A 2,334-nucleotide genomic window follows, 5' to 3' on the forward strand; every position below is an offset into this window, starting at 1 on the left:
TAAAAACGGTTGTATCACATCGTAGCTCAATTGTGCAGGAGCTATCTATCACTGAGGCTTAGGGCTATACTGAGTATTGTATATAACGCTTGCGTCAACGACGTAAATATCACCTTTGGGTCTACACACTTTGACTCTAAAGGTATTTACTTCTCAAAAGGAAAAAATTATGAGTAAAGGTCAAGACAGTAAAAAGAACGTGAAAAAGAAACCGCTATTAACGGCAAAAGAGAAAAAAGCCGCTAAACAATCTAAAAAAGATGATAATGGTAGTATCTTAGGTAAACATTAATATTTAGTGCATCAGTACGCTGGTTGCAGCTATGCCAATCTAACCTCACGGTTTGATTGGCATTTTTTTTGTGCTAGGTGCTGCCTTTATGCTAAGTACTACGCGGTGCAAACATGATAATTGCCATGCCTAATAGCGCGACTGCCGAGCCCAATATATCCCACATGGTCGGCCTGATACCGTTCACCGTCCACAACCATAAAATCGCCATCGAGATATAGACACCGCCATAAGCGGCATAAACCCGACCGGCTGCGGTAGGATGTAAAGACAATAGCCAAACGAAAGCAACCAAACTTAGTACGCCAGGGACAAGCAGCCAAATCGACTTACCTTCTCGCAACCATAAATAAGGCAAATAGCAACCCGCAATCTCTGCCAATGCGGTCAGCGCAAACAGACCAACGGTTTTTAAATCAGTCAAACCTACGACTCCTCAACGGTGATAAATCCTGTCATATACTGCACAGCATGACCAGAAATAATGACTCTATCACCAGCGACCACACAATCTAAAACCCCGCCTCGACGTGATGCTTGATAAGCGATTAATTCATCTTTACCCAAACGCTCTGCCCATAATGGTGCAAGCCCTGTATGAACTGAACCCGTCACTGGGTCTTCATCGCCACCATTGGCTGGCCAAAAATAACGTGAAATAAAATCATAGTTTTTATAGTTAGCAGACTTAGCCTGACAAGTCACCACCACATTTAAAGGCGCAAGTTGTTTTAGCTGCTCGTTATCGCGCTCTACATTTAATACATCGGACTCCGAACCATAAATCACAAAATACGCTTGAGTGTTTTTATAGACCTCGACTGGTGCAATAGATAGTCCTGCCAGCAAACTATCAGGGATATTGTTGACTTTCTCAGGCTTAGTGTTGGGAAAGTCCATTTGTATCTTGCCAGTATCCGTTTGTACGATGGTCAATATACCAACTGCTGTGGCTGAAAACTTAATGAAGTCTAAATTAGGATTTTTCTTAAATAAGACAAAAGCAGATGCTAAAGTTGCATGTCCGCAGAACGCAATCTCAGTAAAAGGTGAAAACCAACGGATATGATAGATGCCGTCATCATCAAGAACAATAAAGGCTGTCTCAGATAAATTATTCTCAAAAGCAATGGATTGCATCAAATTATCAGACAACCAGTTTTCCGTGATAACAACTGCTGCTGAATTTCCTTTAAAAACGGTATCCGTAAAGGCGTCAATGACATTTATTTCTAGCTGCATTTTATATTCTCATTTTTATTTTTATGGCTTTACTGGCAATATAGCCCGCAGAGTACTCAACCATATGCACATTGATATTGTTAAAATCTCGAGTCTTCCAATGCCCTGTGCTATTTTCACCTTTGATTTCTACTATCGTCCAGTCAGTAATCCCAAAAGGTATATTTTTCATTTCCAGGACATCATTTCCCTGATTTTATCGTTAATTTATTTACCATAAAAATCTTTACTTACTATACCTCAAATCCAGCGCCGCACTTTATTTAGATAAGCCTGATACGGCTTGCCAAATTTTCGTGCCAGCATCCTCTCTTCTGGCTGGATTTGAAAACGGGTCATATATAGTATAAAAACTGGCAATAGCATAAACGCAAGAAAGTGAGACAGATAGAACGCCCAACCTAATAAGATAAGCACCAATCCCAAATACATAGGATTGCGACTATATCGATATATACCGCTAGTCACTAAACTAGATACTTTCTCAAGCGCCTGCGGATTAGGTGTGGTCTGTGCTTTTCTAAATTGTGCTACACCCATAATACCTAAGCTCAATCCTATCACACCCAAACCAACCGCAAGCGCAGTTGAGCCGCTAAACGGGAATTGTAAGCTTGGCATAATTTTAGAGATACCATACATAGCAGCTGCCGTAATAACGACCTGGGCGACAGGGGGTACTTTTAGTTCTAAAGCGTTCATGATTAAACCTTCTTATAGAGCGTTAAACGGAAAACCTGAACAGTGAGTACTCATTATACCTGTTAACTTTTTTCGTTTTAATTTTTTACTTTTAGCCC

5 protein-coding genes are annotated in these 2,334 nt (G+C 40.5%); 1 reads left to right on the top strand and 4 read right to left on the bottom strand.

Features of this window, described 5'->3' with window-relative positions; all coding sequences use genetic code 11:
- Positions 1-169 precede the first annotated feature (169 nt).
- Positions 170-292, top strand: coding sequence for a hypothetical protein (locus VLN09_RS11750; protein ID WP_020443648.1), 123 nt, complete (start codon positions 170-172; stop codon positions 290-292).
- 91 nt (positions 293-383) lie between these two features.
- Here VLN09_RS11750 and VLN09_RS11755 read toward each other — a convergent pair whose 3' ends face one another.
- The 4 genes from VLN09_RS11755 to VLN09_RS11770 all read right to left on the bottom strand — a co-directional run bounded on the left by VLN09_RS11755 (position 384) and on the right by VLN09_RS11770 (position 2,236).
- Positions 384-716, bottom strand: coding sequence for a YnfA family protein (locus tag VLN09_RS11755; RefSeq protein WP_325246739.1), 333 nt, complete (start codon positions 714-716; stop codon positions 384-386).
- A gap of 2 nt (positions 717-718) precedes the next feature.
- Positions 719-1,534 carry a PhzF family phenazine biosynthesis protein gene (locus tag VLN09_RS11760; protein ID WP_325246741.1) on the bottom strand — a complete coding sequence of 272 codons (816 nt, stop codon included), beginning with the start codon at positions 1,532-1,534 and terminating at the stop codon, positions 719-721.
- A 1-nt stretch (position 1,535) separates the two neighbouring features.
- Entirely contained in the window at positions 1,536-1,706 is a 171-nt protein-coding gene (locus VLN09_RS11765; RefSeq protein ID WP_325246743.1) for a hypothetical protein, read from the bottom strand.
- Positions 1,707-1,774: 68 nt separating this feature from the next.
- Complete coding sequence (locus tag VLN09_RS11770; RefSeq protein ID WP_325246746.1) at positions 1,775-2,236, bottom strand: isoprenylcysteine carboxylmethyltransferase family protein; 462 nt, start codon at positions 2,234-2,236, stop codon at positions 1,775-1,777.
- Positions 2,237-2,334: the final 98 nt, after the last annotated feature.

The sequence above is a fragment of the Psychrobacter sp. genome (assembly GCF_035469765.1).
Lineage (GTDB): Bacteria > Pseudomonadota > Gammaproteobacteria > Pseudomonadales > Moraxellaceae > Psychrobacter.